We start from the raw sequence: 26,258 nt of genomic DNA, 5'->3' as shown, positions 1-26,258 counted from the left end.
CTCCAAAATCCATACATATTTACATCTGTTTTAAAACTTCGATAATATGTTTTGTCATCACTTCCCATGTAAAATTTTTCTCGATTGTTCTATGTGCTTCCATTGAGATATTTCTTCGTTTCTCTGCATTATTGATAATTAAATTAATTTTCTTTGCCCATATTAGTGCATCTTCATTCTTCAATATAATACCATTACTGTCTGTTATCATCGTGCTAGAACCACCGTTGTATGTGGTAAAAACTGGTAATCCAAAATACATCGCCTCTAACAAGACCATCCCATAAATTTCATATTGTGTTGGAAATAAGAAAAAATCAGCGCGGTTATAAACACATTTTAAATATGCTTGTTCTACTTTTTTTATAAGTAACACATTTTTTTCTAGCCCTTTGTTAACAATATATTCCTGGCATTTTCTTTCATATTCATCTGAACCCTTCCCGATAATCAACAACTTGTAATAAGGGGCGATCCTTTTCAATTCTTTCATGCAATCAAGCATAAATAATATATTCCTTCGTTCTTCGAGAACTCCTATATATAATCCCAAAATACCATTATTCTTGAATTTTTCTATCACAGAGATAATTTCATCCATTTTTTTTCTATCAATATTACCATTTGTCAAACTATCAGTATTCAGCCCTACTCCAACAACATCTATGTTTGTAAAACCTTTTTGAGTCAAAAAATCTTTAGCTAACCCACTTTTCGTCATAATATGTATGCTATTCTTATCAATAAAACTATAAAACAACTTGTCTATTATTTTGGTCTTTCTCACATAATTTTTAGTGTATTTTGAAGGGTACGGGCCTTGATAAATAATGCATTTTGCAGGTATCTTCTTTATCGCCCACAAAGATGTAATTGCATTATAACTATCAAAAATAATCTTATCATATTGAGAAACCAACTTCTTCAATGATGGCATAATTCCATCACGAAAAATTGAATATCCCCTAAGCCAAAATACCTTAACACAAACGTTATCTTCAAATGTTAGAACCTGTTCTTTGTCTTTATTTTTACCATTGTAATATACAATATCACATATATGTCCCTGTTTGACCAATCCCTTTGCCATTCCAATTTCTTGTAAATTGTATGTCTTCAAATTTACTATCTGGGCAAACGAACGAACAATTAATATCTTCATTTACAATTCTCCTTTAATTAGAGTCTTCTGTAGCTATAGTTTTTATTTATAATCACATGACTGCTTTTATAAACCATGCTACACTTTTTCCATAATTCAAAATTTACCTTCAAAAAACTTTCATCAAGTCTTCTTAACACAATATCTTGAAAATAAATATCTTTATCTTCAAGATTCTCCCTATATTGTTTAATATTATCACACGCTATGATAAAACTTGATTTCTGTATGTATTCCGGAAAAGTTTGAATTCTGTAATAAAGGTGAGTGCTACATTGTAACAGTAAATATGCATAATAATCTATCGTATTTTCAAGTCCCAATCTTTTTGATACATCTAAAGAATAAAGAATGCTCCAAACAGCATCCAATAGTCTAATATCACCCTTCAATTTATCTATCGTATTATTACCGTGAATTCGATAGTGATATATAGTATCGTTAGAGATTGCCATTACTTTGCATTTCCGAAATATTATATTAGATATAATTGTATCTTCAAACATCATTCCCTCAGGGAACTGTACATAATCCCACAATTCTCTTTTGTAGATTTTCCCCCAAGGTGTACCATCAATCTCAACATATTCAAAAAAATCACGTCGAATATTTGTTTTGTACTTATATCTAAATAATTTTTCTGAATTACTATTGCATTTTTCATAACTACTTTGAACTATATCTGCATTGGTTATATTTGCTACATTAAGTAGTTCCTCAATATAATTATTTGAAACAAAGTCATCTGAATCAACAAATGTAATATATTTACCTCGTACCAATGGCAACGCAGTATTTCTTGCTCCTGAGTGTCCTTTATTCTTTTGAGTTATAATAACAAATTTTGTATCTGATTTATATTTCTCCAATATTTTTCTTGAATTATCAGTTGATCCATCGTCTACACATATTATTTCAAATGTATAGTTTGTTTTTTGATTCGCTAATGATTGCAAACATATATCTAAATATTTTTCAACATTATATATTGGAACAATCACAGACAAATCAATATACTCTTGGCACTGTGCTAAATCTCTTAGCATTACTGGCCATGATGCTTTTCTGATGCTACTAATATTATTTTGAGCTTCAATAACTCCTACTTCAGAACTAATAGTGGTATGCTTACAATCATACGATAAGAGCTTTATTTTTTTTGCAAAAATAGATATATCTACATATACCGCATACACTTTATAAAACAATCTATACTTTTTAGCAGTTTTCTTTATTTTTTCAATCATTTTTATATTTCCACTTATCTATTCTATAATTTATTTATGTTCCTACTATTATAAATTTCAATTTCTTTCCATGTTCTAATCTATATGTGATTTAGTAATGTTGCTGAACACTTTTTTTGACTGCTTGTCCCAAACGAAGAATGTACAATCAATATATAGCACTCCACCTAGTAAAAGTTCCATAGTGATAACAGGTACATTCTTAGCAGATATATAATTTAAAACTTTACCACATACATCCAAAATTCCAATATAATTTAACCATATATAGACATAGACTTTTTACCCGAGAGTTTACCTATATTCGATTTCGTATAAAACGATAGCTATAACACGCAAAATACGGCATTATAAAGCCAATATTTTCAGACGTAATAGGAATGTAAAAAAGTCATATTTAAAACATTACTAATTATGTATAATATCCGTGAACAAATCAAAATGTTTTTCTTCGACTTTGCAATTCTATAAAATATAGCATACACACATACTCACAAGAATACTATTCCAAATAACAACAACCAACATAAATCTAATTCACAGTAAAAATTAACGACTCTATATACTTTGAGAAGCAGTCTAGTACTCAACTTTGCATCTTAATAATTCTATAAATTACTTATTTTTCAACTGTAATGTTATATCTGCGTCAACAATTTCTTCACCAGTCTTATACTTAAGTTGCTCTTTTGACGCTTCACTTAGACCATTATTAACTATACAATTCATATCACATGTACTGCACTTATCTAATTGTTCTTTCGTTACCTTTCCGTCTCGATAATCACGAACAATCGGGAGTTCATACATGCTGTACTTTTTCTTTTTCCAGAAGAACAGGAACTTATGCTTAAAAACCCACCACGCTGGTTTCCAAATGTACTTATGCATCGCTGGAGAAACAGAGCCAATCATCCAACAATCACGATCACAGCGACGTACTTTTGCTCGAACATTTTCTGCCTCAGGACTAGTCCAAAGCTCGTTCCAAGACTGAGTCTTCAGGTTACCCATAACTTCCTTGTCTTTGGTTCCGTTACAAGGCATAACATCACCATAAGGATCAATGAAGAAAGTATCAAAGCTCATGTCGCAAGGAAGTAAACGTTTCTGACCGTAGATATAGTTGATAAGACCATGATTGAAATACGCACGAAACCATTTTTTCGGACTGTTGGATCTCAGTAATTCATTGACCAAGTTTTCAAAGTTCTGTGCAACCATAGGGCGGTCATGAATGATGTTCTTAGCCTCTACAAAATAGAAACTGTTGTGTAAGGATGCCGTAGCAAATTCCATTTCCATTTCAGCAGAAAGTTTGTATAACGGAACAAGGTCAGATGCATTCGTGTCCTGAACAGTCATGCCGAAGCCGACATCATTCATACCCATTTCGCGGAGCTTTTTCAATGTGCCATAGCCACGCTGGAAACCATTATCTAGCCCACGTATTTCATTGTTTGTCTTTTCCAGACCTTCAATAGAAATACGGATACCAATCTGGGGAAATTCTTTACAGAGATCCACAATACGATCCGTAAAGAAGCCATTTGTGGAAATAACAATACGTTCACTCTTCTTGTAGAGTTCACGAACAATTTCCTTCAAATCAGTACGGATGAACGGCTCACCACCGGTTATATTGGTAAAATACATCGGTGGCAATTTTTTAATCGTTTCGATAGAGATCTCTTCTTCCGGCCTAGACGGAGCTTTATATCTGTTACACATAGAGCAACGTGCGTTGCAACGATAAGTCACAATAACAGTACCATTTAATTTTTTTTCAGCCATTTTTCTTTACCTCTTCCCTTTATTTGCCTTGATAAATCTTTATTAGTTTTACGCAATAATCCGAAATCGTATCAAGGTTTATTCCAGAACAATTCATACTATATTCGTTCAGCTTTTCTTTATCGGACCACAGACTATCTACTTTATTCTTTAAGTCAACCTTGTCTCCACTTATAAACAATTCTCCAGTTTTACCAACAGAAATAAGCTCTGGGATACCTCCAATATTGGCTCCTAACACAGGTGTTCCGTACATCTGACTTTCCATCACTGAAAATGGACAATTTTCATACCATTCAGAAGGATAAATAGACAACCTAGCTTCCCGAATCAAATTTTCCAATGCCTCACCCTTCTGAAATCCAACATTTTTAATGTTTTTCACACCATTAATACTCTCCTCTAGCGGGCCAGTACCAGCAAATACAAACTGTATCTCTGGCAACTCTTTACAGACATCTATTAATGTGCCGATTCCTTTTTCCTCTGAAAAACGTCCAAAGTAAAGAACATAATCTTTCTTCTCTGTCTTTTCTCGTTCAACACGATCCACAAAGTTATGCATAGCTACTGTTTTAGTTTTAAACAACGGATTACTATCCATTTTGCTTTTCATAAACTCAGAGCAGCAAATCATGGTATCAATATATTTATAGACACCATTAAATTTCCAAAAATATGCTTCCATAGTTCCAATCGCACTTTTAGCCGTGGAGCCGTGTATACATTTACCCTTTATGCAGTTCAGAAAATGTCCACCCAAGCATTTTTCACAATTCTGGTGTCTGTTTGGATTGTTAAGCATATGATTCGGGCATACCAAATTGTAGTCATGTGCAGTGAATACAATTCTACAAGCATGGTCTGACTGATCCTTCCATTTCTGGATTTCTAAAATTATGGAAGGCGTAAGCTGATAAGTAAAATTGTTCAGATGAACAACATCAGGTTGAAAATCATCAAGAACCTTACGAATTTTTTTCCGTGCTTCCAAAGAATATATTGTCTTCAATGGATATGTCATCTTTACCAGCTTACTTCTAGTGTGAAAGTCCATATCTGACGTATATGCATTCACATGATTTCCTACGCAACGGCCTTCATGCTCCATTCCAAAATATTGTACTTCATGACCTTGCGAAATCAAATATTCCCCTAATTTGAATATGTACGTTTCCGAACCTCCATTTGGATACAGAAACTTGTTTACCATTAAAATTTTCATACTTTCTGCTCCCCACTGTTAATCTCTACGGAAAATATCTCTAGTATATACCTTATCTCTAACATCATCTAGACAATTATCATAACGATTAGCAATAATTGCATCACAACGTTTTTTAAATATTTCAAGACTGTTTATAACTTCACTTTCAAAAAAGGTTGTTCTATTTTCAAGTGTAGGTTCATAAATGACTACCGTTACCCCTTTTGCCTTGATTCGCTTCATGACACCCTGAATAGAGCTATGGCGGAAGTTATCACTATCACTCTTCATAGTCAAGCGATATACACCAACAACTGTAGGCTTTTCCATACTCTTGCTATACTGATTATCATCTTCGTAGCTATAGTAACCAGCTAGCTTCAATACACGCTCAGCAATAAAATCTTTTCTTGTTCTGTTACTTTCCACAATAGCTTCGATAAGATTCTCTGGAACATCCTGATAGTTGGCCAAAAGCTGCTTAGTGTCTTTTGGTAGGCAATATCCACCATATCCAAAGCTAGGATTGTTATAATGCATACCAATTCGTGGATCAAGGCAAACTCCCTGAATAATTTGTTGTGTATTTAAACCTTTCATTTCTGCATAAGTATCAAGTTCATTAAAGTAAGACACTCTTAAAGCCAAATAGGTATTTGCAAATAACTTAACTGCTTCCGCCTCTGTAAAACCCATAAAAAGTGTATCTACATTTTCCTTAATAGCTCCTTCTTGGAGCAAATCAGCAAATATATGAGCTGCTTTAACTAAATATTCATCTTCCATATCAGTACCAACAATAATACGGCTAGGATACAGGTTATCATACAACGCTTTGGATTCTCTTAAAAACTCGGGACTGAACAAAATGTTTTTACTTCCAGTCTTTTCACGAATAGAAGCTGTGTAGCCTACAGGAATAGTGGACTTAATAACCATGATAGCATTAGGATTGTACTGCATAACCAATTTGATAACATACTCCACAGACGATGTATCAAAATAATTTTTCTGGATATCGTGATTGGTTGGTACCGCTATCACGACATAATCAGCATTAGTATATGCTTCTTTAGCATCCAGTGTTGCGATAAGATTCAATTCTTTCTCATTTAAATATTTTTCAATATAATCATCCTGAATTGGTGATTTTTTGTTATTAATCATCTCAACTTTCTCAGGAATAATGTCTACCGCATACACTTGATGATGCTGAGCCAACAGACACCCCAGACTCAGCCCAACATATCCAGTACCCGCAACGGCAATTTTAAACTTTCTTTCCATAATCAATTTTCAACCTCCGATTTAAACATTTTCCTTTTGCTGACTCTTACATGCTTAGAGTGAATAGCCAATATCCTGAATAATTCTGTTTTCCATCAAAATATTCATTTCCTGTATAACTTCAGTGTCTGTTTCACGACATCATCCCAATTATACTTTTCGCAAATGGAATCTGCCGCCTTTTCTTTATACTTCTGTACAGTTTGCTCGTTATTGCACAGTTCCTGCAGTTTATCTTTTAAATCAGACACATCGCTTTTTTTGAAGACTACAGCCTTGTCCTCAACTACTTCTGTACACTCTGCAATATCAGACACCAGACAGCAATTTCCATAACTCATCGCTTCCAAAAGGCTTAACGGCATTCCTTCTAAATCAGATGGAAGAATATATACATAGGCGTTACTGTAAAGTTCTTCAAGGAGTTTTCCTCGAACAAATCCGGTAAAAAGTATCCTATGGTCATCTTTAGCCATCGCTTTCAATTCATTAACAAAAATATCTGTGTCAGAAGACCCCCCAGCTATTACCAACTTTTTATTCGTATTTACTTGTTTAAAGGCTTCAATGAGATATTTCAATCCCTTTTCTGGTACCAATCTTCCTAAAAAAAGAAAATAACCATCCTTTTCAAGACCAAAGTTCTGTCGTATTATATTTGCTTCTCTAATAGTCGGACGGTTTACTCCATTTGGAACAAACTTCGTCTCACGTCCATAAGTATTTATAAAATAATCCTGAACACCTTGACTGAGCACAATAATTTCATCCGCATACTTCACGGCACATTTTTCGCTCATCATTATATATGTACTTGCAAGTCGTCCCCACTTCGCACGTTGATGATCCAATCCATGGATTGTACAAATGCATTTTTTTCCAAATAATTTCGGAAGCCACAACATTGCACAAGATCCTTCTGCATGGAAGTGAACTACATCATAATTTCCAAACGCAGCTTTAATCGTTGCAAGCACTGATGAACTCATCGCTGCAAATCCACGGCGATTTATAGTCGGAACTGTTTTAAGTGTTATGCCGTTATACTCCTTTAAGTTTTTAGCTGCACCCTGCCGTCCACCTCGGTTAAAACATGTCACGCTGCACCCAAGTTGAACCATACGGGTACTTAGTTCTTCTACAACTACTTCAATACCACCCTGCCCTATAGCAGGGCAGAATTTCATTCCTAAAACTGCAACCCGGAGACAATCGGTATTTGTTGTTTTTTGTTTTCTCTTTTCATTTATAGAACTTTCATCCACAATTTTCTGCCTCCCCCTGTTAATCTATTTGACAGAAGTCACCATTTACTCTTCTTTCCAAAACACTAGTATTCCGCCCTAGGTGTGACATAAGCCCGTGTAGATTACAATTTTCGTAATCCAACACAGGCTAAGTCGATACTCCTAATTCAGTTTCCATGCTCTTTTTATGGTTTAAATTGAGCAATTAGAATACTTTCAGCCTATTCCTTTTCATGTCAACCACATCTTTTCATGAAAACTAGCGAAGAGGCTTAACTCAAGCAATGAAAACTGACAAATCATTGGTCTTTCATGGTTGATCCTATTATACTTCTAGCCCCAGTTCCAGCTACTAAAGTTTTATATTAAAATTACTCCCCTGTAATTTAAATTCCTTATTAATTATTCAGTTTTGCATATATGACTGAATTCCTTAACTTACAGATTTACTCTGCTCCATCCATCCTAAGAACAGCTTTCACCGTTTTAAGTATAATCTTAACATCTGTCTTAAAACTCATCTGATTTATATACTTAATATCCATATCGACCCATTCATCAAACCCTACATTACTTCTACCACCACACTGCCAGAAGCATGTAAGTCCCCCTTTGACCATAAGTCTTTGTCTTTGATATTCCGTATATTCCACCACTTCTCTAGGTAGTGGTGGTCTTGGACCAACTATACTCATATCTCCCTTGATGATATTCACCAACTGTGGTAATTCATCAAGGGATGTTTTTCTTAAAAACTTCCCGATTTTTGTAATTCTCGGATCATTCTTCATCTTAAAGGCAGGCCCATCCATCTCATTTTGCGCTTTTAGCTGTTCTAGTATAGCCTCTGCATCCACACACATCGAACGAAACTTATAGAATCTAAATTCTCTACCATCTTTACCCACGCGTGTTTGTGAGAAGATAGGGCTGCCCTTTGGATCATCTATAAAGATTGCGATTGCTATTATCAACATAACTGGTGATAACACAACAAGTGCTAAAGTTGATAATACGACATCAAAGCCTCGTTTTACCACAAGAAACCTCTTCTTACTCGCAATCATATTTTCTGTTATAATAGATGATTTTATCGGGAACTGTATTACCTTTGCATCTCTTTGTACGATTTCATTTGCTTCACATATGTATTCTGATGAATTTAAACGATAAGTATCGTCTTTAAACGCTTGTGTTACATCCATTCCCGCACTCCCTCTCATTATGGAGGTATCTTGCCAATGTTGCTAATTAATCCAGTCCATACTCACCATAATGTCCATAATATTTTCCATAATAATTACCATAGTATTTACCGTATTTTCCTCTCGTATCGGTTGAGACTTTATTAAGTACAGCGCCAAGTATTCTACAATTACTCTTCTCCAATTGTTTTTTTACATCTAAAACAAACTTACGACTGATTGCATTATTTTCAATTACAATAATGGCTCCATCCGCAACCCTTGCAACGACTGCACTGTCAATAATGACACCTAACGGTGGGGTATCAATAAATACATAGTCATACTCTTCTTTAGCCCATTTTACAAGGTCTGTAAAATATTGATTTCCTAATAACTCTGCTGGATTTGGTGGTACATGTCCAGAGAAGATAACGTTTAGATTTTCGTGATTTGTTTCACATAATACTTCATCTAAACTTTTTTGACCTGATAGATATTCAGATAATCCAAAGACTTCTTGATTTACTCGGTAACGTCCAATTAATACAGATTTTCTAAGGTCTGCATCAATTAACAATACCTTTTTGCCCATTTGTGCAAAACTATCTGCCAAGTTAAAAGTTACTCGGCTCTTTCCTTCATTTTGCGTACAACTTGTAGAAAGTATTACCTTAATATCATTGCCACAAAATTGTATATTCGTACGTAATGATTTATATGACTCATTGGAGCGATAATCCAATTCTTCAAACTTAGTTAACTCAATTTTTTGCATAATTATCTCTCCTCCTTAGTCATTTTCTTACTCTTACGTTGTCTTCTTTTCTTTTCTTGTTCTAATTCTTTTTTAGTCATTTCTAATGGAATGATACCAATTGTATTAAGTCCAATGTACTTTTCAATATCCTCTGGAGATTTAATTGTATCATCAAGTAAGTGTCTAACAGTGATGATTGCACAACATATAAATGCTGCTACTAATCCTCCAATTGCTATATTACGTTTTACATGAGGTCCCGTTTTTTGCGTAGCTACGACACCTTCTTCAACGACTCTTGGTTCTTTGATATCCATAATCTCAGAGATACGCTTTGATGAAACACTGGCAATTTCATCTACAATTTGTTTTGCCATGTAAGCATCTTCATACTCTATGGATATTTCAAGGATACGTGTATCACTTGGATTGTTTATTGTCATGATACCAAGTAGATCCTGGTATTCCATAGGTAAATTTAAGTTATCGATTACCTGTTCCATTACTGGTCTACTTTTAATTAAAACCATATAATCTTTTGTTAACTGAGAACCTAATTGCAAATCACTTAATGATAACGAGGTTAGTGATGTTTCTTTATTAACTATGTACAAGCTGCTTGTAGACGTATATGTTGGTTTCAGAAAATAAAGATTAACGACTCCTGTAAGTACTGCTACTAATAATGTTGTAACAATAATTACACCAATCTTATTCATTAGAACATAAAATAGTTCTAGTAAGTCAATTTCAATTTCGTCTTGTTGTTGATTTGTTTCCATTTGTCCTCCTAATTGCCTATTTTATTATAATACTTGGTTGTTTATAATATAGCTTGGATGATTTATCGTTAACCGGCAAAGTTCGTAGTCATCCTTTCTTTTTTCAAATCGATTTATGCAATCTCCTAGCATTGGCGGTCTTTCCGTTTCATTATGACAATCACTTGCTATAAAGTGCACATATCCATTTTTTACAAGATGTTTACACCAAGAAGAGAACTTATTGAATGGTCCACCCATTAGGCTTTTCCCATTCATTTGTATGTAGCAACCTAACTCAATTAAATCGTTAATATAATTTTCTTTTTTACGAAGTGCACTATAACGTTCTACATGTGCAATTATTGGTAAATATCCCGCTTGAATAAATTGTTGCATTCCTCGGTATATTGTTTTATAGCTGACCTCATAGCCAAACTCTATTAAGACATAACGACTTCCTGCTAATGTAAGAGCACTCCCATCTTTTACTGCTTCCAGGCAGCCCTCTTGATACATAATCTCATTTCCTAGGTAAAGGTTTATATCAAGACCTAAAGCTTCAATTTCTTGCTGCACTTTTTTATATGCAACGGTAAGGTCTTCTTTTGTCACCTTTTTTCCTAATTGAAAATGAGGTGTTGCAATGATACTTCTTACTCCCTGTTCATACGCAATTTGTAGCATTTTAGACGTCATATCAATATCTTTTGCTCCATCGTCAACTCCGGGAAGAATATGCGTATGTATATCGATATACCCTGATTTTAATTCGTTCATATTTACCCCTTGTACTCATTAATTATTATTGTTTTTCGCAATCAATTGGTTTCTCATTTGTCGAATCATTAGAGATATGAACACTGCTAAGAGTATTCCAGCACTAAAAATTAAAAAAAATGGTACTACGCTATCTCTATAATATAATTCTAGAAACGCTTGATACCTAACATTGTCTGAATGAATCAATTGATCTTTTAACTTAAGTAAATAAACACCGAATACCAATGTTACAATATCTGAACCAATTACCGCATATAATATATAGCGCAATGCTCTATGTTTATATTTGGTCGTTACAAATAGTGTGAACGCAATGACAGCGACACATAGTAATTCGATTGGCAATGCAATTTTAAGAAAGCTTATGTATTTTTCTTTATATACCGCAATATCTTTTATAAATGGAAAATCAATACTATCTTTATATAGTGTTGCTATTTCTGTTGCACATAAATCAATATTTTGGCTTTCTTCTAAGGTTACATTTCCATGTTTTTCTTTAATTTCTTCATTCCACAGTCTTACAACGTTATCTAGTTCCATATCAATGGCAATATCAATTGCCTTTGTATCCGCATTCTTGGATGCATAAGTTAAGTAATTATTGGATTTGATATGATAGTTTGCTAACGTAATATTCTCGGAAATGACATTCTCTGATAGGCCAAAGCTACTAGCGATTGCTTTTGCCTGTTGTATAAAATCTTCATATCCACTATGATAATAATTCATTTTTTTCAGATCATTGTTAATTACATTATTGTTTAATCCTCCTAGTAGCAATGCTACAGAAAGAAAGATTAATGTGATTAAAAATGACAAGAAAAATGACACAAAAATACTTAATTTAGAACGTATTTCTTTATATGTTTTCATATTCTATATACCCTTCTTTTAGAGAATAACTCTTATTTCACCCTTTATTAACTAAAATAAGCGCTTACAGTAAACAAGATATCGCTCTGTTCTATCCTTTGATATCTCACCAAAAGGATAACAAGTATATAGAATAAGCCTATCTTCACTTGTTAATATTTCGTCGGTTATAGAATCTGCATCTACAATTTCAATGCCCTCAACTTGAAATTGATATTCTTTTTGATTCGTTCTTATTAAAACAATATCTTCTTCTTTGATATCTTCTAGTGATGCAAAATACGTGGTATCATGCCCCCCAAGTAATATAGCACCTTGATTCCATGGAAATACTCCATTTGCATACTGTCCGATACCATTTTTAAATTCCGCTCCAGAATCCCCGTAGTATACTTCTGCTTTTAACCCAATTCTCTCACAAAGTAACATAGCGTAACTAGTTCCTAAATCAGGATTAATCTCCTCTTTTACAGTTCCATCCCCCTGATTCGGTTGATTCATAACGTAGGTAGTTATGTCATTTGGTGTATTTTGTTTTATCATAGCAAAAGCTGTTTCTTTGTACGTTTTTATTAATGGTGCTCCTAATACAAAAATACATAATAAGGACAGGATGCTATACAACAAAGGAATTATTATATAACTTACTATTCTTTTATTTTTTCGTTTCATTAGACACCTCAATATAATTAATTACATACATGCTTAGTATTCCAAACAACATTAATATCAGAAATCCAGCTGCAAGATATGGTATTGTTTTAATCGAATATCCAGTGTTTTTTAATGGAGTTGTAACTTTCTCATTCTTATCTTCTTGATTTAATTCTCCATCTAAGTTGCCACCATTTGAATCATTCGATGAATTATTTTCATTTGGAACTGAATTTCCTTGGTTACTTGTCTCTGTTTCCTTACCGCTTGTTTCTGTTTCTTGTTTTACTTCTGTCTCACTACTATTGGTACCTGTCTCCGTAGTATTTGCATCTGTTTCTGTACCATTCGTTTCTGTTTCGGTGGTATTGGTTTCTGTTTCAGTTCCTTTTGAAGGCTCTACAGTCTCCTGCGTGGATTCGTCTGTAGTTGGAATTTCAGTTGCGATTGGAGCTTTTGTTGGCTCATTTATTAAAACAAGATAACCACTCTCTACTCCCGTTGCCACATTATTGTTAATCTCACCAATTATCATTTCAACATCGCCAGCTGTTAGATCGATGTCATCTTGCATAAGTTTATCTCTTAACTTTGCTTTATAGGATGAATTAACTTTGTAAGATAATCCATCTTGCTCAAATGTTCGATTCACATATTCTAATAATCTTGATTCTTCTGAATTTAAGTTGCCTGCATGAACTTCATTGATTTGACCAAATGAAATACAGGTGAATAGAAGGATAATTCCAGATAAAATCTTGAGCAAACGACTAAGATACATAGATAATTCCTTTCTGATAAGCTCCACTTCGTTATAATGGGACTGCTACAGTTTGTAACAGTCCCAGTTACAATGTTTAATTAATATTAATATCCTACATAGAAGGAAACTTTACTTAAGTTTGCAGGTGCATCTGTAGATTGAATCTTCAATACATTTGTACCTTCTTTACTTAAAGTATAAGTATTCTTTCCATCTTTTTTCTGTAATGTAACACTTGAATCTTCTTTGTTAAGAGTTACTACATAAGTAACGCCATCAAATGTCACATCTTTAGTTAATCCTTTACCTTCTACTTTAATAGTAGATCCGTTAACTGTATAACCTGTAGTTTCAAAGGATTCAAGACCTTCCCATAAATCAATATAATGGGATTCTTTGTCTAGTAAGGATGCTACATAGTTAATCACTTTTCCACTAACTGTGTAGTCTTTAACGCCTTCAACCTTAACTACTGCAGATACTAATTTGTCAAAAGATACCGGTAAAGTATATGTAGCTGTTGAGCCACTTACAGAAGCAGTAACTGTTTTATAAGCAGTTGTTGAACCACTGTTACCGCCTGAAGAAGAACCGCTGCCAGTACCTGGTGTAGTTGTAGGTGCTGGTGTTGGTGTTACATCTGTAGCTACAGAAGTAGTTTCTCCAGCTTTAACTTCTGTCTTAACTCCATTCGCATTAGTAACTGTAACTACTCCAGCTGTATTATTAGTAACTTTAAGAGTTGCATCCTCATTAAGGTTATTAGTAATAGTAGAGCCTTCAGCACCAGCTGCTAAAGTAACTTCAACAGAACCAGTTTTACCAAGAATGCTAAGATCTGTCTTTGCATTTAAGTTTACTGTACCAAGTGTGCTATTTGCTACAAGGTTAAGTGCATTATTAGCACCGCTTACTGTTAATGCTTGAACTGGTCCATTAGCGATTAATTTTAATGTACCGTTATCAGCTTTTACGTTAAGTGCTTTTACGGAAGCCTTATCAGTAACAACAAGTCTTGTATTCTTATCGAATAAATGGATTGTGTTACCTTTTGCGTTTTCATAGTATGTATTATCTTTAACATCGTAAACGCTTACACTTTTGAAAACACCATTGTTTACAAGGTCTCCATAAGGTAAATTTGCAACAAGGTATTTGTTGTCGAAATTACCTGCTGGTGTAGTAATCTTAACTGCCTTTTTCGTGCTAATTTTTACTGTACCACTGCTTGGGGAAGTAATTAAAGTCTTTGCCCAAGAATTTGTAGTTGCATAGTTACTAACTACCTTAACTACTACAGAATCTTTTACGTTTGCTTTGTCACTGTTCTTAGTTGCTTTTGTTGCTTTTGAAATTACTGTTACTGTAGCTGTTCCGGATTTGATAGCTTTCATTTTACCAGTGTAAAGATTAACCTGTACTACAGATGGATCACTAGATACATATCTTAAGTAATCTGTAGAGTTTGCTGGTGTAATCTTTGGTGCAAATGTATAGTATCCACCTTTTAAAACAGTAATTTGAGAGCCGTCATAAATACTAATTGTTTTTGTTCTAGTAGTAGCGGCCTCAGCTTTTGTGCTCCACCCAAAAGCGATGGATGTAACGAATACAGCCACTGCTAAAAGTAGAGACAGTTTCTTCATGAAACCTTTCTTCATTTCTTTTCCTCCTATTCTTTAACTTTTTGATAATTTTGTCTTTTAGTTAATTGATTAACAATATCATTCTAACATTTTTGACAAAATTATTATTAAGACCACTTTTTTACTTTCCATAAATGTATAAATTCCAAGTTTTTAATACATAAAATGTATTTTTTCTAAGAATTTTATCCATAAAAAGTAAAATAAGCACCCTTAAGCATCATCTACTTTAATATAAATTTTGGATAATGTCAATATAATCCATGGAACATTTTATGCAAAATTCCTTATTTTTCATGGATTTTATTTTCTATGGAATTTAATATTGTTTTTTGATACCATTTTTTACATATTGTGAAATACAAAAAAACCATAAATTCTACAAAGGAATTTATGGTTGTATATTCATTATTTTGTATGTTATTATCTTTATTTTCCTATTATTCGTCCTCATCCAATAAAAACTCAGTAAATACTTGGTTGCTTAAGTCAAATCCTAACTCTGTTAAGTATATTTTTTCCTTATCAACTTCAATTAAATTTTCATCCGATAATTTACTGATTTCATTTTGATATATGTCCTCTATTTTTTCATGGAATATATTGTTGAATTCTGACTTTTTTATTCCCTCCACAAGTCTTAATCCAAGAAACATAAATTCTTCAATTTCTTCCTTTTTTGTCAATCGCTGTATATCCTTGCGTAAGCCCAGTGGATTCCTACATCCTTCCAAATAGTTCGTTAATTCATTATCAATATGATAGCGTTCACCATTTATTAAGGAAGAAGCACCCAATCCAATTCCTAGATATTCTCTTCTCTTCCAATATCCAACATTATGCCTACAAGCATATCCCTCTTTCGCATAATTTGAAATCTCATATCTTTCATAGCCAGCAGCCTTTAATAATCGTTTCGTTTCATGATACATAAGGCGATCCACTTCTTCGCTTGGAATTAAATCTTTATATTTTCCATCTTCTCCATACATTTTATAAAAAGGGGTATCCTCTTCTAGGATTAAACTATAGGCTGAAATATGTTCTGGATTTATTTGTATGATTTCATTTAGAGTTTTACAGTAACTTTCTAATGTCTGACCTGGTAAAGCTGACATGATATCAACATTTATATTGTTAAATCCAAGTTCTCTCGCTAGATGAAAGTTATTTAAAAACTCCTCATAGGTATGAATTCTTCCTAGCTTCTTTAACTCTTCATTATCCGTTGACTGTAATCCGAAACTCAATCGATTGATTCCTAAGCTTTTATAGGTAGATAATTTTTGTTTTGTTACTGTGCCTGGATTGCATTCAATGGTTATTTCAGCCTCTTGTTTTATCTCAAATACGTTACGTATCGAAGTTATAATTTGAGTTATTTGTGTTTCTTCTAATATAGAAGGAGTACCACCACCAAAGAAGATGCTATCTACAAGGTATTCCTTTGACATTTCCTGATATGATTCGATTTCCATACATAATGCATTTACGTATTCTATGATTTCTTCGTCCTTTGCTGGACCTGATAAAAAATCACAATAGGCACATTTTTTTACACAGAATGGTATGTGTATATATAACATTAGTTCTTTCTTCAACTTATCTTCACCTTTCCCTTATTATCTAGCACTGTCTGCTTGCTCATCTAGCATAGTTGTAATTGCATTATCCCTTGATGCAATTATAGGCGCACCGTTTATAAACAATAGCAACAGGGTTGCCGCAAAATAGTGTTTCATGAACAAATGCTATTTTGTGACAACCCCATTTTTTAATTCTCGTCTAATTTTAATACACTCATGAATGCCTTTTGTGGAATTTCTACATTTCCAATCTGGCGCATTCTCTTCTTACCTTCTTTTTGTTTCTCTAAAAGTTTTCTCTTACGAGAGATATCGCCACCGTAACATTTTGCAAGTACGTCTTTACGCATTGCTTTTACAGTTTCTCTAGCAATAACTTTACTTCCAATTGCTGCTTGAATTGGAACTTCAAACATATGTCTTGGAATTTCATCTTTTAATTTTTCACACATTCTTCTTCCACGTTCATAAGCGGATTCGCCATGTACGATGAAGGAAAGTGCATCGACTTCTTCCTTATTAATGAGAATGTCTAATTTAACTAGCTCTGAAGGCACATAACCTTTCATTTCATAGTCAAAGGAAGCATATCCTCTGGATCTTGATTTAAGTGCATCAAAGAAATCATAGATAATTTCATTCAGTGGAAGGTCATATTTTAAAAGAGCTCTTGTCTCTTCCATATATTCCATTCCAAGATAGATACCTCTTCTTTCTTGGCAAAGGTTCATGATAGCTCCAACAAATTCTGTTGTTACCATAATTTCTGCGCTTACCATCGGTTCTTCCATATGTTCGATCTCGGATGGATCTGGAAGGTTAGATGGATTTGTTATTTCAAGCATTTCACCATTTGTTTTAAATACTTTATAGATAACGCCTGGTGCAGTGGTTACGATATCAAGATTATATTCACGTTCTAGACGTTCTTGGATAATTTCAAGATGCAATAATCCTAAGAAGCCACAACGGAAACCAAATCCTAATGCAACGGAAGTCTCTGCTTCAAACTGCAAAGCAGCATCGTTTAATTGAAGCTTTTCTAATGCATCACGTAAGTCTGGATACTTTGCTCCATCCGCTGGATACATTCCGCAGTAAACCATAGGATTTACTTTTTTATATCCTGGTAAGGCTTGCTTACATGGATTCTGAGCATCGGTTACGGTATCACCTACTCTTGTATCCTTTACATTCTTTAAAGATGCAGTAATGTAACCAACCATACCTGCAGTAAGCTCTTCACATGGAATGAATTGGCCTGGTCCAAAGATACCAAGTTCAACAACATCTGCTGTTGCTCCTGTCGCCATCATTTTAATTTCAGTTCCTTTACGAACGGTTCCTTCCATGATTCTACAAAAGATAATAACACCCTTATAGGAATCATAAATAGAGTCAAAGATTAATGCTTGTAGTGGTGCGTTCTTATCACCCTTTGGAGCAGGAATTTTGGCTACGATTTGTTCTAATACGTCTTCAATATTAAGTCCGTTTTTCGCAGAAATTAAAGGTGCATCTTGTGCTTCTAAACCAATTACATCTTCGATTTCATTAATTACACGTTCTGGATCTGCACTTGGTAAGTCGATTTTATTGATAACTGGTACAATATCCAAGTTATGATCAAGTGCTAAATATACATTTGCTAATGTCTGTGCTTCAATTCCCTGTGCAGCATCTACAACTAAGATAGCTCCTTCACAGGCTGCTAAACTTCTTGATACTTCGTAGTTAAAATCCACATGTCCTGGTGTATCGATTAAGTTAAAGATATATTCTTCGCCATCTTTTGCTTTATATACGGTACGAACGGTTTGTGCTTTGATTGTGATTCCACGTTCTCTTTCTAATTCCATGTTATCAAGAACTTGTGACTGCATCTCTCTACTAGTTAGTAAGCCAGTCTTTTCAATGATACGGTCTGCAAGTGTTGATTTCCCGTGATCTATATGCGCAATGATACAAAAATTTCTAATTTTGCTTTGGTCAATTGACATTGTATTCCTCCCAAGTACTTCCTAAATTCAATGGATGTATTATATCATACCAAATGTTTCATGGCAAGGTACTTCTATTCTAGTGTTTTAAAGGTAGATTGATATGTTAAGTATATGGATCTCTATGGAATAATTTTGGTTTATTATTTGATTTATTATTCCGTTTATTATTTGGTTTCTTATTTGCTTAATTATTTGATTTATTATACTATTTATTATAAGGAATGTTTCTATAATATTATTAACGATTGGTAAGTACTTGATTTAATACCGCTGCAAATGGTTCCATAGCATTGTAAGCTTCTTGCACCGTATTTTGATCGGTTCCTAGTTCTACTAATAAAGTTCGTTCTGCTAGATGCTGATTATAGCGATAATTTTTTAAGAATATACGATGCATTAAGCCAGGAAACAACGAACGTCCTACTAGATTCATTTGCAAACTGAAGGCTAAGTTTGATTCAAGGTTGACATTTTGTAAACGTTCAATTGGTCCATTTTGATTTCTGCATAACCCATTAAATAACATGATCTTTGCGGTAGGTTTATCATTTATGGTAGTAACTCTTTTTGGAGCACTATCCCTATGTAAGTCAATAATTACTTGAATACTTGGATTTTCCTCAAGAATTTTCTCTATGTTAGGAAGTGCCGTACTATAAGCATAATTCCGATTACCAACTCCATCCTTCATATCATATGCTGTTTTATCATGATATACAACATAACCATATTTTTCTTCTAAAAGTTTTGCTAAGTAATTTCCTGGTCCCACTACGGTATCCTCTTGCACACCTTCTCGACTGTCAATATATGTTTCTGACGCATGGGTGTGATAAATTAAAATCTGAGGAGCTGCATTATTTTTCTTAATTGTTAAGTTCATACCCAATAGTTTGTCGGTATCAAATAGGCTACTAGTAGGTTTGGTAGATTCATCCACAATATAATAATTTTGTATGAGATAATCTAATTGTTTTAACTTATCTAATGAATATTGACTCTTTATTAAATTACTTACGGAAACTGCAAAATCATTCGTATTATCAATTACAAAATTATTTACATAAGAAGAAGTATCATAATTCTCGATATGACTAACCTTTCCTTCTTTAAATACGATTTCTAATCGTTTCCCATTGGATTTTTCATCAGTTGTATATTCATTTTCTTCCATCACTTTATTTGCTAAATCATTTCCAACACTTACATAATGTTCAGTATCTTCATCGAAATTCTCTAAAACACTTGGATCATCACTTAAATCTTCTGAGTACCAAATTCCATCTGGTGAAAGTATCTCCATGTTGTTTTCTTTTATATACGTACTATTTGAGTTCTGATGTGCTGCATAGTAATTAATCGCAAAGCGGTCTGCAAAATTCGTAATCACATTACTGTCGTTTGTTTCATTCGTTACTACATATTTGTAATACGAATTTTTATCTGCCATTGAATTCACGTAGATGGACTGCATTGCATAAACTCCTGCCTTCTTAAAGGCATAAGTGATTTCATCTGATGCAAAAACAACCAATCCTTTAATCAAAATACAGATTGTAACAAAGAGCATAATACAAAATGTAATTCGATAAAGGAGAAGTTCTCTTCTACGATAAAATCGTCTCATAATTCCCCTCATTCCGCCGCTCATGACGGCACATATTTTAATGAAAGAAACCGCAATCGGTTTCTTTTAGAATGTAAGTGAATGTATATTCACTTGTGATTTTCTTTTCGTGAAAAGATTTTCCTTTCAGTGAAATTGTTTCCTTATTGCGAAAAGCCTTCCTTTCAGTGAAAATGTTTTCTTTCAATGAAAGGTTTTCACTTTCACTTTTTATCCTTTTCCACAAAAACATGAATTGAGTGCTTCTGAAATCGTATAGCTAATACATTTCATAGACTCATCAATATCTTTAGGTGTTACAAACATATTATGAACCGTTTGTTGATCGGTTACTTCTAAGATAAATTTTTGGATTTCATCTGGTGTAAAATCTTGCTTACTTAATGCTTGCTCTAAAGAATCCCTTACAATTGTAAATGCATCCACTACGGTTGGTACCCCTAATGCCACTACTTTTGTTCCAAGGCTTTCTTCGTTTAGAGCCTGTCTGTTATTACCTATGCCTGCACCAGGGCTTATTCCAGTATCAGTAATCTGCACCGTTGTATTCAAACGTTCCACACTTCTTGCTGCAAGTGCATCGATTGCAATAACTACACCTGGTTTTGTCTCTTTGATAAGCCCCTTTAAAATCTCTACAACCTCCATTCCTGTTTGTGCCATAACTCCTGGTGCTAGTGCACTAACCGATTGTAGGTGATTTTTCTCACCAAATTCTTTTCCGTATTCACGGATTAAATGTCTTGTTACAAATAAATTATCTACAACCCAAGGGCCCAAGGCATCTGGTGTTACCTCTCGATTGCCAAGGCCTACTATAAGCACTCCTTGTTGATAGGAGTCCCCTACCAATTGCATAATATAGGAACTAATTTCTTCACTGATGGAAGAATGATATTCATCATCTTTTTCTTGTAGTTTCCTTGCTTCTATTGTAATATACGTACCAATTGGTTTTTGCATTGCTTTGGCACCTTGTTCATCTTTGATTTCAACGGTTGTGATTTTAACTTCCTTTTCCTCAATATATTTCTCATCTAAAATGACGCCTTTGATTTCCACATCGTCATCTTCAAAGCTTTCTCTTACCTCTAATGCTAAGTCCGTTCTTACTTGATTTGTATTTTTCATAAGTTACTCCTTCTTTCTATTTTATGCAGACCTTTATGACTTCATTCCAACCGATTCTTTACTCTATTTTTTTCCAAATAAAAACATAAATATTAGTTTATCCATATAATTATAAAACTTTATAAAAATTTACTTTTATGAGTATATCTTTCGCAAATAAATTTAAAATATGTATTGACAAGTTGTAATGATTATAATAAAATATGGTAGTATGTTTTCTACAGAACGTCCGTGTCCGGATCTGTTTAAAACAATCATGCGATTATAATAATAGAATGCATTTTGGAGGTGTACAGATTGGCTAATATTAAATCTGCAAAAAAAAGAATCAAAGTTATCGAAACTAAAACATTAAGAAATAAAGCAATCAAATCTAAGGTAAAAACTTTAGTAAAGAAAGTGGAATCTGCTGTGGCTGCCAGCGATAAAGCTCTTGCTACTACAAGTTTAAAAGATGCTGTTGTTGCTATCGATAAGGCTTGTGCTAAAGGAATTTACCACAAGAACACAGCTGCTAGAAAAATTTCTAGATTAACAAAAGCTGTTAACAACATTGCTTAATAAATAGATCCATTTTAAAGACTGTTTTAAGTTTTTCTTCGAATTTTCGAGTCAAAACTTGAAACAGTCTTTTTTATGTGCTCATATGTCAAGATTTAGAGTATGATTATACTCAATCATACTCCATTGCTGGATATATACCTTAAAAGAGTAGTTAGAAAATGTCAGTTCTCATCTTCTAACTACTCTTTATTTCTCTAGCGTAAATTTATATTATTCTTCTCGTAAACCCTTATTTAGAAGCTTCTAAAAAACGATCATATTGTGCTTGTCTAATTTTTAATATTTCACCTAAGTTCATAGAATCGAGTGTTGAAAGATAATTATCAAAATTATCTAAACTCTCAGTACCTGTTATAAATTCAACATTCTTCTCTGCTGCATATGTAGTAATATCAACAAGATATTGAGAAATTACTTCTGCTTCTTCTGGTGTAGCATAGATAAATGGCCATGGTGCTTTCACGTATTGCATTAATTCTTTATCAACTTTTACATGCCATTCAGGTAATAACACATCGGTTCCTTCAACGGATTGTTGAGATGGGTAACAAACAGGGTTTACACCATATGCTTGGAACCACATATTATCTTTCGCTTGCTCTGTATATTCTCTAGTACCATCTGCTGCTACTGTATATGTTTCTCCTTCAATACCCCAAACATATAAATCTTGACATTCTTCTCCCATTGAGTAGTCTAAAAACTTCACTGCTAAAATAATATTATCACTATCTGCTGTTACACCAAAAATATTACTAATTGCATTTCTACCAACATAGTAGCCCTCATATTCTCCAGATAAAGGAGCTACACCACAAAAGATAGGTGTTGTACCATCATATTCTGGATACTGTGCACTATAAAGATTTGACATCTGCCAGCTAAAATCAAATGTTACACCTGTAAGATCTTGTGCACAACGTTCTGTAATTTGATCTCTTGTTAAAGATGTAAATTCAACTTCAAGTAAACCTTCTTCATATAAACTGTTTAAGAATTCAAGGTACGCTTTGTAGTTTTCTGACTCAGCATATGCATAATGAACGGTACCATCTTCATCTGCATAGAAACCACTTACTAAATCAAGGCCAAATGCTGGACCAAACATATATGGTAAGTATTCACTTGTAACACTCATAGGGATTTCATCGTTTGGATCACCATTTCCATTCATATCATTATCACGGAATAGGCGAAGCATTTCTACGAAATCATCCAAAGTAGTTGGTTGCTCAATTCCTAATTTTTCAATCCAAGGTAAATTATACATCATACAAGGTTGATAATTATCAGTTACTACGGTAAGAGGTACATAATAAATATGTCCGTCTTGCGCAGTTAAACTTGATTTGATAATTGGATTCTCATTTAAAAACTTTTCAAAGTTAGGCATATACTCCATATACTCATCCAATTTTACAAATAAACCAGAATTGATGTATGTCATATTCGGATCGAGATCTGGAAGAAGTACAATATCTGCTAAATCTTTTCCAGCTGCTAACATTGGACTTACTGTATCTACATAGTTCGTTGGTGAAATTAAAGTCCAGTCTACATTGACGCCAGCACGTTTTTGCACCTCTTTTACAATGGTTGCTTCTTTTAAATCTACTGTTGTGTACCAAGAGTTCGTGGCCAAGATACTTACCGTTGCATTTTCTGTATCAGTAATCGGTGCTGATCCAGTGTAATTAAACTCTTTTTCTGCTTCATTAGCATTTGTACTATTATCTGACTTTTTACAGCCACTAAACATACTTCCTATTAATGTAACCATTAGTAACATTGTAGCTAATTTTTTTATTTTTCTCATAATACTTCTCCTTTTTATGTATAATCTAGGTCCAGTCATATAACTTCCTAAACTTTAATTTTAAGTGACCCCTCTTTTGTAGAATTCTGCTTAAGAAGATATATGACATGGGACCCGCCATAATAAAATGAAATAGCGCTAGCTCTATCTCATATTATTAACCCTTCACTGCACCAAGCATCGTTCCCTTTACTAAATACTTCTGAATGAACGGACAAAGTAAGATGATTGGTATTGTAGCTATTACGATGCACACATAACGTATTTGAATGGTTGATTGTGCAATCGCATCCTGTGCTACTCCTCCACCGGCATTTTGCATAATTTCCGTGGAAGCCATTAATAAGATACGTCTTAAAAATAATTGTAGGGGTTGTAACTTTTCTTTTCCTAAGTATAGTAAACCACTAAAGAAATCATTATAACGTGCAACCGCGTAATAAAGTGTTAACACTGCAAGGGTTGGTTTTATTAGCGGAATCGCAATTTTGGTTAACATCGTAAAATCATTCGCCCCTTCTAAGGAAGCATTTTCAAATAACTCTTCTGATATACTCTCAAAGGCTGAACGACAAATCATGACATTATATGCGCTAACCAAAACTGGTAATATCATTGCAAGTCTTGAGTTGTATAAACCAATCCCTGTTACAACCATATAGGTTGGTATTAATCCGCCTGAAAAATACATTGTAAATGCTAACATAAAATTCAGTTTTCTTCTTAAGAAAAACCTTTTTCTTGAAAGCGGATATGCTGCAAGACAGGTGAATATAATGTTGGCAAAGGTTCCAGTAACTGTGTAAATGATTGTATTATAGTAAGAGGTCCATAGCTCTTTATACTGCATTACCATTTTATAGGCAGAAATATCAAAATCCACTGGGAATAATTTTACCAACCCTTTATTCACTGCTGTTCCTGAACTTAAAGATACACTTGTTACATATACAAATGGATACAAGGTTACTATAACTGCTATAAACACTAGCAGATACACACAGATGTCAAAAAACTTATCCCCTATCGTTTCATTGCGAAACTCTTTTAAAAACTTTTTACTAGTCATATCTGCCTCCTACCAAACTGATGTATCAGAAATTTTTCTACTTAGACGATTTGCAGCAAATACGATAATAAAGCCAATGAGGGAGTTAAACAATCCTACTGCAGTTGCATAACTGTAATTCTGGCTCTCAATACCTTGACGGTATACATAAGTAGAAATAACGTCTGCGGTTTCATAAATTCCAGAGTTATACAATAAGTATACTTTTTCAAAACCTACATTAAGTAAATTTCCTAAAGACATAATCAGTAATAAGATTATCGTAGGTTTAATACTTGGTAAGACAAGATGCCATATGATTTGAAGTTTATTTCCTCCATCTACTTTCATTGCCTCATATAATTCAGGTGAAATACCCATAATTGCTGCAACGAATATAATAGAATTGAATCCAAAGGTCTGCCAAGATCCAGAAATTACATAGATGGCTCTAAAGTATTGCTTCTCTCCCATAAAATTAATTGGATCTTTTCCAAGGGCTTGAATGAATTGATTAATGATACCGTTAGATGGCGATAAAAAGTTTGTTATCATACCACATACAACAACCGTTGATATAAAATATGGTAAGTATGTAATTACCTGTGACCCTCTTTGTATCCATTTCTTCTTAATTTGAGTAATACATAATGCAAATATAATCGGAATTGGAAATCCAAAGATCAAAGAATAAAATGATAGTAAAAATGTATTTCTAATTAAACGAAAAAAATACGGTGATTCAAAAAATTGCTTAAACCATTTCAATCCAACAAAATCTCCGGTATACAACCCTAAAAAGCCTTTTCCGGGAGTAAATTTCTGAAATGCCATTACGATTCCAGTCATTGGCACATAACAAAATATAATATAGTAGATAATAACCGGCAAAAACATAAGCAACAAATATTTGTCTCTTTTTATATTTTTCTTAAATATTGCACTTTTTTCTTGCCTCGTTAATTTTCTAGATACATGTTTATTTTTACTCCCCCTCTCTTTTTCTGCATGTTTGTTATTGAACTTCATCCACAACACCGCCTTCTCACTCCCCAATTTTGTTTGTACATTTTGGATATCTTTTTGTTATTTATTACACTTTTATTGTACTA

At 33.6% G+C, this 26,258-nt stretch carries 22 protein-coding genes; 1 reads left to right on the top strand and 21 read right to left on the bottom strand.

Going from position 1 to position 26,258, the window contains the following annotated elements; translation table 11 throughout:
* Positions 1-19 precede the first annotated feature (19 nt).
* The 18 genes from BN4220_RS13820 to gpr form a co-directional block, all read right to left on the bottom strand.
* Positions 20-1,162, bottom strand: a complete 1,143-nt coding sequence (locus BN4220_RS13820; RefSeq protein WP_066717460.1) for a glycosyltransferase family 4 protein — start codon at positions 1,160-1,162, stop codon at positions 20-22.
* Between the two features lie 17 nt (positions 1,163-1,179).
* Positions 1,180-2,409, bottom strand: a complete 1,230-nt coding sequence (locus tag BN4220_RS13815) for a glycosyltransferase family 2 protein (protein ID WP_066717455.1) — start codon at positions 2,407-2,409, stop codon at positions 1,180-1,182.
* A 615-nt stretch (positions 2,410-3,024) separates the two neighbouring features.
* Positions 3,025-4,203, bottom strand: coding sequence for a radical SAM protein (locus BN4220_RS13810; protein ID WP_066717452.1), 1,179 nt, complete (start codon positions 4,201-4,203; stop codon positions 3,025-3,027).
* Positions 4,204-4,222: 19 nt separating this feature from the next.
* The gene (locus BN4220_RS13805) at positions 4,223-5,428 is read right to left on the bottom strand and encodes a glycosyltransferase (RefSeq protein WP_066717451.1); all 1,206 of its coding nucleotides are present in this window, start codon (positions 5,426-5,428) and stop codon (positions 4,223-4,225) included.
* Positions 5,429-5,446: 18 nt separating this feature from the next.
* On the bottom strand, positions 5,447-6,697 hold the full coding sequence (locus BN4220_RS13800; RefSeq protein ID WP_066717450.1) for a nucleotide sugar dehydrogenase: 1,251 nt from the start codon (positions 6,695-6,697) through the stop codon (positions 5,447-5,449).
* 104 nt (positions 6,698-6,801) lie between these two features.
* A complete protein-coding gene (locus BN4220_RS13795) occupies positions 6,802-7,884 on the bottom strand; it encodes a glycosyltransferase family 4 protein (protein ID WP_066720981.1) in 1,083 nt (360 codons plus the stop codon).
* A gap of 506 nt (positions 7,885-8,390) precedes the next feature.
* Positions 8,391-9,149 carry a sugar transferase gene (locus BN4220_RS13790; RefSeq protein ID WP_082812314.1) on the bottom strand — a complete coding sequence of 253 codons (759 nt, stop codon included), beginning with the start codon at positions 9,147-9,149 and terminating at the stop codon, positions 8,391-8,393.
* Positions 9,150-9,195: 46 nt separating this feature from the next.
* Entirely contained in the window at positions 9,196-9,906 is a 711-nt protein-coding gene (locus BN4220_RS13785) for a polysaccharide biosynthesis tyrosine autokinase (protein WP_066717449.1), read from the bottom strand.
* Positions 9,907-9,908: 2 nt separating this feature from the next.
* The gene (locus BN4220_RS13780) at positions 9,909-10,670 is read right to left on the bottom strand and encodes a YveK family protein (protein ID WP_066717448.1); all 762 of its coding nucleotides are present in this window, start codon (positions 10,668-10,670) and stop codon (positions 9,909-9,911) included.
* A gap of 24 nt (positions 10,671-10,694) precedes the next feature.
* Complete coding sequence (locus tag BN4220_RS13775) at positions 10,695-11,429, bottom strand: CpsB/CapC family capsule biosynthesis tyrosine phosphatase (RefSeq protein WP_066717444.1); 735 nt, start codon at positions 11,427-11,429, stop codon at positions 10,695-10,697.
* A gap of 18 nt (positions 11,430-11,447) precedes the next feature.
* Positions 11,448-12,308 carry a hypothetical protein gene (locus tag BN4220_RS13770; protein ID WP_066717442.1) on the bottom strand — a complete coding sequence of 287 codons (861 nt, stop codon included), beginning with the start codon at positions 12,306-12,308 and terminating at the stop codon, positions 11,448-11,450.
* Between the two features lie 51 nt (positions 12,309-12,359).
* Positions 12,360-12,980 (bottom strand): class D sortase, encoded by a 621-nt coding sequence (locus tag BN4220_RS13765; protein WP_066717441.1) that lies wholly within the window; start codon positions 12,978-12,980, stop codon positions 12,360-12,362.
* A complete protein-coding gene (locus tag BN4220_RS13760; RefSeq protein ID WP_066717439.1) occupies positions 12,964-13,743 on the bottom strand; it encodes a hypothetical protein in 780 nt (259 codons plus the stop codon). Before BN4220_RS13760 ends, BN4220_RS13765 begins: the two co-directional genes overlap by 17 nt.
* A gap of 86 nt (positions 13,744-13,829) precedes the next feature.
* Positions 13,830-15,386, bottom strand: coding sequence for an Ig-like domain-containing protein (locus tag BN4220_RS13755; RefSeq protein ID WP_066717435.1), 1,557 nt, complete (start codon positions 15,384-15,386; stop codon positions 13,830-13,832).
* A 425-nt stretch (positions 15,387-15,811) separates the two neighbouring features.
* Positions 15,812-16,972, bottom strand: a complete 1,161-nt coding sequence (hemW, locus tag BN4220_RS13750) for a radical SAM family heme chaperone HemW (protein ID WP_066717431.1) — start codon at positions 16,970-16,972, stop codon at positions 15,812-15,814.
* 173 nt (positions 16,973-17,145) lie between these two features.
* Positions 17,146-18,957 carry a translation elongation factor 4 gene (lepA, locus tag BN4220_RS13745; RefSeq protein ID WP_066717426.1) on the bottom strand — a complete coding sequence of 604 codons (1,812 nt, stop codon included), beginning with the start codon at positions 18,955-18,957 and terminating at the stop codon, positions 17,146-17,148.
* A gap of 241 nt (positions 18,958-19,198) precedes the next feature.
* The gene (locus BN4220_RS13740) at positions 19,199-20,587 is read right to left on the bottom strand and encodes a stage II sporulation protein P (protein ID WP_066717421.1); all 1,389 of its coding nucleotides are present in this window, start codon (positions 20,585-20,587) and stop codon (positions 19,199-19,201) included.
* Between the two features lie 210 nt (positions 20,588-20,797).
* Positions 20,798-21,718 (bottom strand): GPR endopeptidase, encoded by a 921-nt coding sequence (gpr, locus tag BN4220_RS13730; RefSeq protein WP_066717416.1) that lies wholly within the window; start codon positions 21,716-21,718, stop codon positions 20,798-20,800.
* A 297-nt stretch (positions 21,719-22,015) separates the two neighbouring features.
* On the opposite strand from gpr, the gene rpsT reads away from it, so the two are divergent.
* A complete protein-coding gene (gene rpsT / locus BN4220_RS13725) occupies positions 22,016-22,279 on the top strand; it encodes a 30S ribosomal protein S20 (protein ID WP_066717414.1) in 264 nt (87 codons plus the stop codon).
* 232 nt (positions 22,280-22,511) lie between these two features.
* Here rpsT and BN4220_RS13720 read toward each other — a convergent pair whose 3' ends face one another.
* From BN4220_RS13720 to BN4220_RS13710, 3 genes are all read right to left on the bottom strand, one after another.
* Positions 22,512-24,098, bottom strand: a complete 1,587-nt coding sequence (locus BN4220_RS13720) for an extracellular solute-binding protein (RefSeq protein ID WP_242867797.1) — start codon at positions 24,096-24,098, stop codon at positions 22,512-22,514.
* A gap of 157 nt (positions 24,099-24,255) precedes the next feature.
* Entirely contained in the window at positions 24,256-25,167 is a 912-nt protein-coding gene (locus BN4220_RS13715) for a carbohydrate ABC transporter permease (RefSeq protein ID WP_066717406.1), read from the bottom strand.
* Positions 25,168-25,176: 9 nt separating this feature from the next.
* On the bottom strand, positions 25,177-26,175 hold the full coding sequence (locus BN4220_RS13710; protein ID WP_082812312.1) for an ABC transporter permease: 999 nt from the start codon (positions 26,173-26,175) through the stop codon (positions 25,177-25,179).
* Between the last annotated feature and the right edge of the window lie 83 nt (positions 26,176-26,258).

Source organism: Clostridium sp. Marseille-P299 (assembly GCF_900078195.1).
Lineage (GTDB): Bacteria > Bacillota > Clostridia > Lachnospirales > Lachnospiraceae > Lachnoclostridium.
Note: the sequence above shows the minus strand (reverse complement) of the source record. Positions and strands in the feature narration are given on the sequence as shown.

Bases quoted from the DNA above. Each gene is read 5' to 3' on its own strand.
- BN4220_RS13770 (WP_066717442.1), bottom strand. From the start codon at position 12,308: ATGAAAACATATAAAGAAATACGTTCTAAATTAAGTATTTTTGTGTCA.
- BN4220_RS13820 (WP_066717460.1), bottom strand. From the start codon at position 1,162: ATGAAGATATTAATTGTTCGTTCGTTTGCCCAGATAGTAAATTTGAAG.
- BN4220_RS13790 (WP_082812314.1), bottom strand. From the start codon at position 9,149: ATGGATGTAACACAAGCGTTTAAAGACGATACTTATCGTTTAAATTCA.
- BN4220_RS13710 (WP_082812312.1), bottom strand. From the start codon at position 26,175: ATGAAGTTCAATAACAAACATGCAGAAAAAGAGAGGGGGAGTAAAAAT.
- BN4220_RS13805 (WP_066717451.1), bottom strand. From the start codon at position 5,428: ATGAAAATTTTAATGGTAAACAAGTTTCTGTATCCAAATGGAGGTTCG.
- BN4220_RS13740 (WP_066717421.1), bottom strand. From the start codon at position 20,587: ATGAGACGATTTTATCGTAGAAGAGAACTTCTCCTTTATCGAATTACA.
- lepA (WP_066717426.1), bottom strand. From the start codon at position 18,957: ATGTCAATTGACCAAAGCAAAATTAGAAATTTTTGTATCATTGCGCAT.
- BN4220_RS13720 (WP_242867797.1), bottom strand. From the start codon at position 24,098: ATGAGAAAAATAAAAAAATTAGCTACAATGTTACTAATGGTTACATTA.
- BN4220_RS13780 (WP_066717448.1), bottom strand. From the start codon at position 10,670: ATGGAAACAAATCAACAACAAGACGAAATTGAAATTGACTTACTAGAA.
- BN4220_RS13815 (WP_066717455.1), bottom strand. From the start codon at position 2,409: ATGATTGAAAAAATAAAGAAAACTGCTAAAAAGTATAGATTGTTTTAT.
- BN4220_RS13760 (WP_066717439.1), bottom strand. From the start codon at position 13,743: ATGTATCTTAGTCGTTTGCTCAAGATTTTATCTGGAATTATCCTTCTA.
- BN4220_RS13755 (WP_066717435.1), bottom strand. From the start codon at position 15,386: ATGAAGAAAGGTTTCATGAAGAAACTGTCTCTACTTTTAGCAGTGGCT.
- BN4220_RS13715 (WP_066717406.1), bottom strand. From the start codon at position 25,167: ATGACTAGTAAAAAGTTTTTAAAAGAGTTTCGCAATGAAACGATAGGG.
- BN4220_RS13795 (WP_066720981.1), bottom strand. From the start codon at position 7,884: ATGAAATTCTGCCCTGCTATAGGGCAGGGTGGTATTGAAGTAGTTGTA.
- BN4220_RS13810 (WP_066717452.1), bottom strand. From the start codon at position 4,203: ATGGCTGAAAAAAAATTAAATGGTACTGTTATTGTGACTTATCGTTGC.
- gpr (WP_066717416.1), bottom strand. From the start codon at position 21,718: ATGAAAAATACAAATCAAGTAAGAACGGACTTAGCATTAGAGGTAAGA.
- BN4220_RS13785 (WP_066717449.1), bottom strand. From the start codon at position 9,906: ATGCAAAAAATTGAGTTAACTAAGTTTGAAGAATTGGATTATCGCTCC.
- BN4220_RS13800 (WP_066717450.1), bottom strand. From the start codon at position 6,697: ATGGAAAGAAAGTTTAAAATTGCCGTTGCGGGTACTGGATATGTTGGG.
- BN4220_RS13775 (WP_066717444.1), bottom strand. From the start codon at position 11,429: ATGAACGAATTAAAATCAGGGTATATCGATATACATACGCATATTCTT.
- BN4220_RS13765 (WP_066717441.1), bottom strand. From the start codon at position 12,980: ATGAAACGAAAAAATAAAAGAATAGTAAGTTATATAATAATTCCTTTG.